Source organism: Micromonospora sonneratiae (assembly GCF_042679305.1).
In the GTDB taxonomy this organism is placed as follows: domain Bacteria; phylum Actinomycetota; class Actinomycetes; order Mycobacteriales; family Micromonosporaceae; genus Micromonospora_H; species Micromonospora_H sonneratiae.
The window spans coordinates 58,464-65,100 of record NZ_JBHTMP010000040.1 but is presented as its reverse complement, the minus strand read 5'-3'; the positions used below and the strand labels follow the sequence as shown (position 1 = coordinate 65,100).

Here is a 6,637-nt window from a genome sequence, read left to right as displayed (position 1 = left end):
CGCCGGCGGGCGGTACGGCGGCGGCGGGGCCTGCGGAGCGTTCTCGCCCGGGGTACGCGCCGGCAGCGGACGTCGGGCCGGCGTGGGGGCCGGAGCCGAGGGGCTCGCCGTGGACTTGGCCGGTGGCGGAATCTCGTCGATGGGCGGCATGGTGAAGATCTGGGTCGGGTCCTGCCCGTGCGAGCGGAACCAGACCGCCTCCATCTCCCGGAAGATCGGTGCCTCTCCGGACTCCTCCGGACGAGGAGGAGCAGCAGCTGCGGCCGGTGCCGGAGCCGGGGCGGGCGGCGGGGTCGCCACCATTCCCGCTACCGGGCCGGATGGCATACCGGTCGGCACCGACGACGGTGGCATGGTGCTGTCGCTGCCGGTACTCGGCGCCGGCGTCGACCGGAGCGTCGGGAACGCCATCGTCGGCGTACCGAAGCTGGCATCGATGGTCGGTGCCGGCGTGGACGGAACCGGGGTCTGCGGCGTCGCCACCACCGGCTGGCTCGGCATCTGCCCGGTGACGTCGACGGCGAACCTGTCGGCCCGCTGCTCCTCCGACCGCTGCCACTGTGCCGGCGCCGACGGGGTCGACGGGGTCGACGGGGTTGAATCCCGCCACTGGTCCGACAGGGTTGCGGTACGGCCTCCGCCACCAGCCGGGTCCGACCAGTTCATGGCGGCCGGCGCACCGGCCGTCGGACCGGGCTCGACGGCCAACGGCTGCCGGGGCCGGCTCAGCAGCTCACGCCCCTGCGGCTTCGGCAGGACGACGGCACCGGCCGGCAGGGTGACCTGGGCCACCGTGCCACCCTCGATGTTGCGGCGCAGCTCCACCCGGATGCCGTGCCGGGCGGCCAGGCGGCTCACCACCGCCAGACCCATCAGCCGGAAGGCCGCCACATCCACGGTGGAGGGGGCCGACAGCCGACGGTTGAGTGCCTCCAGCTGCTCGTCCCGCAGGCCGAGACCCCGGTCCTCCACCTGGATGAGCACGTAGTCGCGGATCCGGCGGGCGTCGGCGACCACCGCGGTGTTCGGTGCCGAGAACCGGGTGGCGTTGTCCAGCAGTTCGGCGACGAGCCGCACCACGTCGTTGACCGCGTGCGCGGCGACGGAGATGTCGGTGTCGACCGTGCCGAACTCGATCCGGTTGTACAGCTCCACCTCGGACTGCGAGGCACGGAGCACGTCCACGAGCAGTGCGTCGTCGCGACGCGGCACCGCGGAGTCCGCACCGGCGAGCACCAGCAGGTTCTCGTCGTTACGGCGCATTCGGGTGGCGAGGTGGTCCAGCTCGAAGAGCTGGGCGAGACGCTTGGGGTCCTCCTCGCCACGCTCGATCATGTCGAGCTCGCCGATCATCCGGTCGACCAGCGCCTGGCTTCGGCGGGCCAGGTTGAGGAACATCGCCGAGACGCTCGTCCGCAGTGCGGCCTGCTCGGCCGCGACCCGGACCGCCTCCTTGTGTACGACGTTGAAGGCCGCCGCGACCTGGCCGACCTCGTCCCGGTTGGAGAGCCGGATCGGGTCCCGAACCTGTCGCACGATCTCCTCGACACCGCCGTCGCCGACGTTGCCGACGTCTCTCAGCCGGGCAACCGCCTCGGGCAGGTCGTGGTTGGCCACCGAGAGCGCGCCTTCACGGAGTCGACGCAGCGAGTCGTTGAGCGACCGGGCCAGCACCACGGCCAGCGCGATGGCGATCACGAGGATGAGCAGCACCAGGACGGCCTCGATGACCGCCTGCTGGATGACGTCGGACCGGACCTGATCGGTCTGGGCCAGCAGTTGCTGCTCCAGCTGGGTCTCGGCCCAACGCATCAGGTCGTTGACCGCACCGATCGCGTTCGCTGCCGCACTGGCGCTGACCTGGAGCCTCTGCCCCACGGACCGGGTCACGTCGGTGGACACCCGGTCGGCCAGCACGACGGCGTCACCGGTGACGGTGCCGGCGACCAGCGACAGCTGCCGGGGGTTCGCGGCCAGGGAGAAGGCCAGCAGCGCCTCCTGCTGACTGGTCAGCGTCCCCACGAACGAGGAGAACTGCTCTTCGTCGAGCTGCCCGGAGGACAGCGCCGTGAAGGTGACGGCCTCTTCCTCGGCGGTGGCAGCCTTCGCGCGGGCGAACGCCGCGACGGCCCGCCGGCTGTCGACGATGGCGTCCGAGCCGGGCAGCTGTCCGAGCGCCTCGGAGTACGCGACGAGGTCGGTCAGGACCACGCCGTAGCGCAGCACGACCTCGGCGACCGGCATCTGCTTGCCGTCGAGCACCTCCTGGCGTACGACGTTGAGCGCCGCCAGGTGTTTGTCGATCAGCCGGAGCTGCTCCTCGACGACCACCGGCACGTCACCGGCGCTCCGGCGACTCGCGTTGTACGCCTCGATGCGCGCGTCCGTGCTCCGCACGTGGAGGTTGTACGAGTCGGCCTTCGCCGACGGCGTGGCAAGGAAGTTGGCGGCTGCCATGCGTTCCTTGTGCACGTCCTGGGTCAGCGCGGACACGTTGACGGCCAGTTCGGTCAGCGCCCGAGCCTGGTTCGCCTCCAATGCGCCCTGTCCGACGTCGAGAAGACGGATCGCGGCGAGGGCGACGACTGTGGCCAACGGCACAACGAGGATCAGTGCAAGTTTGGACCGAATCCTGGTGTCCCGCAGCCGGGGAAACCAGCGTCGGCGGGCGCGGGCGCCGTGCTCCGGTGGGCTGGTTTCGGGCAGGGTCGTAGGTCCGGTGCTCACGACATCGCCTCCGTCGTCCTCTCCACGCATGACCTGCCGACCGATGCCTGCTGCAGCGGACAGCGCCGCACGCGGCACGGCCGCGATTTCACCAGAACAAGGCCGGTTTGGGAAGCCGCAGTGGGCAAGAAAACGGTCGGACAGCACTCAACCACTGTTCTACTCAACGAGTACCTTCATTCTCACAAGGCTCTGATCAGGCCGGATAGCCCAGAGTGGTGGTTTGCAGCTGGAAAGTTAAGATTTGCAAACATCTCGTCCTGCCAATATGTGGGACCGCCGTCCCGAAACGCGTCCGGCCCCCGCTTGACCCAAGCGCCCCGACATTGGCAAGGTTTTGCAGGTTTGAAGGCTTCGCGCACACCGTACGGCACACCACCCCCGTTTCTCCACTGAGGACGGATCCGTCGGCGGTAACCGGGCGGACTCGCCCGCGCCGCGCACATGGAGGACTGAGTTGAGGCCCATCCGCTCCACGACACTCACGGTGCTCGCATCGGCCCTTATGGCTACCACATTGACTGGCTGTGAGTTCACCAGCGAACCGCAGGACACCAGCGAGATCGTTATCGCCGCCGACCTGGAGCTCTCTGGGGCGGCAGCGTCAACAGGCAAGGCCTACCAACGCGCACTGGAACTCAAGGTCGAGCAGATCAATGAATCCGGCGGTCTCGGCGGCCGGAAAATCCGGCTGGCCGTCAAAGACAATCGATCCGATCCGGCCGAGTCGCTGCGCAACATCGGCGACTTCACCAACGACGCGACGGTGAGCGCCATCATCATGGGCGGTTGCAACGAATGTGCAATCGGCGCGGCGAACACGGTCAACGACAAGAAGGTACCCACCATCGCCCTGGCGCCGGCGACCAAGGTCGCCAATCCGGTGGCGGAGCGACGTTACATGTTCAAGCTCGCACCGAACGCCAATGACAGTGCCGCCGCTCTGGCCGCGGAACTCAAGCGCAAGAACGTCAAAAAGGTGGCTCTGCTACACACCGATGACGACTACGGCACGGAGAGTTCCGTTCTGCTGGAGGGTGAACTGGATAAGGCCGACATCAAACTGAGCCGCCAGAAGACGATCAAGGCGACCGACACCGACGTGAACCAGGCTGTCAAGTCGCTGGTCGACGGCCCCAAGGTCGACGCGCTGGTCATCTGGACCCCCGCCGAGCAGGCCATGCTGGCTGCCAACGCCGCCACGAGTTCCAAGTTCTCCGGTCAGCTGTTCTTCGACGCATCGGCGGCGGGCGACCTGTTCCTCGGCGGGGACGGCAAGTCCCGCGCGACCGACGACGCCACCATGGTCTTCACCCAGACCATGGTGATCGATGACGTGATCGCGACGACGCCGGCCAAGGCGTCCCGCAAGCAGTGGTTCCGGGCCTACACCGCCCGGTACGGCGGCTACTACGGCTTCTCGTCGTTCGCTGCCGACGCCGTCCAGCTCATCGTGGACTCGGTGTTGCGGGCCAAGGGTACGGCCGGAGCGCTCAACCGGGACGGAATCCGCGACGTGTTGGAGACCTCCCAACTGGAGGGACTGTCCGGCCCGATCCGGATGACCCCGGACAACCACTCCGGCCTGATGCCGCAGGCGCTCACCACGCTGGTCGCCCGCGGCGGTCGGTGGCGTCTGGCCGGCTAGGCACCACCCGGATGAAGCAACGGGCCGGCCCATCGGGCCGGCCCGTACTTCGTCGTCCTGCTGCTCGCGAGGTCCCGTACTTCTCGTACCGCTGTTCGCGAGGTGGGGTGCCGCCGGCCTCAGCGGGCGGAGGTGGTCGCCCGTACCCAGGGCAGGACCAGTCGCTCGATGAGGGACAGCGCGTAGAAGAGCAGGATGCTGAAGAACCCGATCAGCAGGATCGACGCCCAGGCGGTCGCACTGTCACCGATGCCGAGGGACTGGACGATCTCGTACCCGAGACCCCCCTCACCGGCCTGGAACTCCCCCATCACCGCGCCGATGGCTGCCAGCGGCATGCCGACCTTCAACCCGACGAAGATCTGCGGCAGGGCGGCTGGCAACCGTACCTTGCGGAACGCCTGCCAGCGGGATGCGTCCAGCGACTTTGCCAACTCGGCCAGGTCGGCCGGCGTGGTGGTCAGACCGGTCATGGTGGCCAGCACGATCGGGAAGAAGCAGAGCAGGAACACCATGGTCAGGATGGGCCGCTGTCCCCACCCGAGGGTGACCACCAGCAGCGGTCCGAGAGCGATCTTCGGTACGGCGTTGACCGCCACCAGCAACGGGGCGAACATCCGTTCAATGAACCGGGAGCTGGCCAGGGCCAGGCCGATCAGGACGCCGGCGACGGTGGACAGCAGGAAGCCGATCACGGTCTCCGTGGCGGTCGCCAGGGTCTGCTCCAGCAGTCGGTCCCGTGCGCCGTTGAAGGCGGCCAACACGTCCTGTGGCGGGGGCAGCGCGATCGGATGGACCACGCCGAACCTGGTGATCAGCCACCACACTGTGATCGTGACCACCAGTCCGAGCAGGGGCAGGGCGGCCCTACCCAGGCTGCTGGTGAGCCGGGTCAGCCGCCCGGACCCGGCGTCCCCACGCTTCGGGGCGTCCACTGTGACGGGTGGCTCCGACCGGGTCTCGGTCATCTGTTCCTCCTAGCTCGGCCCGCTCCAGGCAGGCCGGGACAGTGCGGGGGTGTGTCCGCCGGACCGGGTCCGGCGGACACACCCCCGACAATGACTGGAGCGATACGCCCCGCTCAGGCTTTCGGCACGAGGTTGAAATCAATGATCTTCTCGGGCGTCAGCCCGGCGGGAATCGAGCCGGCTCCCTGGAGCAGCGCGATGCAGCGGGCGATCCGCTGGGTGTCCAGCGCACCGACCTGCGCACCCGAGCCTGCGGACTTGACGAACGCGTCCATCAGCTGAAGCTCCGCAGCGGCCGACTGCGGGTTGGCGGTGGGCTCGTTCTTCTTGAGGATCTCGCCCGCCTCGGCCGGGTTGGCGAGGCTGTGCTCCAGGCCCTTGAGCAGCGCGGCGGTGAACCGCTTGACCATGTCCGGCTTCTCCTTGGCCAGCTTGCTCGACGTGATCAGCACGTTGCCGTAGAGGTCGGTCATCACGTCGCTGTACGGCAGCATGACGGCCTTCTTCTTGGTCACCGCCTCGACGGTCGGCTTACCCACGACGAACTGCCCGATGCCGTGGACCGATCCGCCAGCGAGCATGCCCATCAGACCCGACGCCTCACCGTTGGGCCAGTCGACCTTGGTGGCGTCCACGCCGGCCAACCGGGCGTACGTCGGGAAGAGCAGCCGGACCACGGACCCGGGGGTGTCGGCGATCTTCTTGCCCTCAAGGTCCTTCGGCGTGGAGATACCCGAGCCCTCGGTGGAGAAGATGGCGGCCATGGTGCGCTGCTGGATGGCGGCCACCGCGACGAAGTCCCCGGTCTTGCCGGTGCTGCCGACCTTCAACAGGGCACCCGTGAGGTCGACCGGGGTGAAGTCCGCCTTCCCGGCAACCACGAGGTCGATGTTGCCGCCGGTACCCTGGCCCGACTTGATATCGACGTCGAAGCCGGCCTCCTCGAAGAATTTCTTCTCCTTGGCCACCCATGCGTAGGCGTCACGACCAAAGTTACCGAACGAAGTGAGATACGTCACTTTCTCTAGCTTGCCGTTGCCTTTGGTGTCGCTCGAGTCGTCGGAACTGCTGCAGCCGGACATGACGGCAAGCGCCGTGGCCAACGCCACCGCCGTCACCGTGCGCGTCAAACTTTTCATGAACACCATTTCCTTTCCGCCCGGAGGCGCAAGGCTCCCGGAGGGGTTCAACAAGCGGGTACGGCTTCCGGCCAAGAGGTCTGCCGGTGATGCCGTCTCGGGTGAAGAATCTTCGCCGGACAGCGTACGAGAATCACACCTTTGGAACACCAGAG

The 6,637-nt window shown here is 67.9% G+C and carries 4 protein-coding genes; 1 reads left to right on the top strand and 3 read right to left on the bottom strand.

Going from position 1 to position 6,637, the window contains the following annotated elements; all coding sequences use genetic code 11:
• A partial coding sequence (locus tag ACFQ4H_RS23405) for a sensor histidine kinase (protein WP_377573970.1) occupies positions 1-2,727 on the bottom strand: 2,727 nt, incomplete at its 3' end.
• A gap of 457 nt (positions 2,728-3,184) precedes the next feature.
• Between ACFQ4H_RS23405 and ACFQ4H_RS23400 the strand changes: the two genes are divergently transcribed.
• Complete coding sequence (locus tag ACFQ4H_RS23400; RefSeq protein WP_377573967.1) at positions 3,185-4,375, top strand: ABC transporter substrate-binding protein; 1,191 nt, start codon at positions 3,185-3,187, stop codon at positions 4,373-4,375.
• Between the two features lie 119 nt (positions 4,376-4,494).
• Here the strand turns inward: ACFQ4H_RS23400 and ACFQ4H_RS23395 are convergent, their stop codons facing one another.
• Positions 4,495-5,343: an ABC transporter permease gene (locus ACFQ4H_RS23395; protein WP_377573964.1), complete on the bottom strand. Its 849-nt coding sequence runs from the start codon at positions 5,341-5,343 to the stop codon at positions 4,495-4,497.
• A gap of 113 nt (positions 5,344-5,456) precedes the next feature.
• Complete coding sequence (locus ACFQ4H_RS23390; protein WP_377573988.1) at positions 5,457-6,482, bottom strand: ABC transporter substrate-binding protein; 1,026 nt, start codon at positions 6,480-6,482, stop codon at positions 5,457-5,459.
• Positions 6,483-6,637 lie beyond the last annotated feature (155 nt).

Excerpts from the sequence above, each read along its gene's own strand:
- ACFQ4H_RS23395 (WP_377573964.1), bottom strand. The coding sequence starts at position 5,343 with ATGACCGAGACCCGGTCGGAGCCACCCGTCACAGTGGACGCCCCGAAG.
- ACFQ4H_RS23390 (WP_377573988.1), bottom strand. The coding sequence starts at position 6,482 with ATGAAAAGTTTGACGCGCACGGTGACGGCGGTGGCGTTGGCCACGGCG.